Here is a 212-nt window from a genome sequence, read left to right on the forward strand (position 1 = left end):
CAAGCTTGTCTCTCAGCTTTCCATATGGAATATTGACGAAAGTCTGATTGTTTCTTTTGCCTATGTTGGAATCCTTCTGAAATGTTTTATTATAGCCCACAATAAGAGTTCCAATATCATGATTGATACAGTAATCAATCACTTTGCGTGCAGTCTTGTTCATGTAGTCATTTATTCTATTGTTGCGCTTGCGTGCTAATGCCTTCTGTCTG

1 protein-coding gene is annotated in these 212 nt (G+C 37.3%); it reads right to left on the reverse strand.

Annotated elements, in window-relative coordinates:
• Positions 1–212: transposase (locus B2S90_RS10950; RefSeq protein ID WP_414630690.1), on the reverse strand; the 212-nt coding region annotated here is incomplete at both ends.

This window comes from Catenibacterium sp. UBA627, assembly GCF_002299355.1.
Lineage (GTDB): Bacteria > Bacillota_I > Bacilli_A > Erysipelotrichales > Coprobacillaceae > Catenibacterium > Catenibacterium mitsuoka.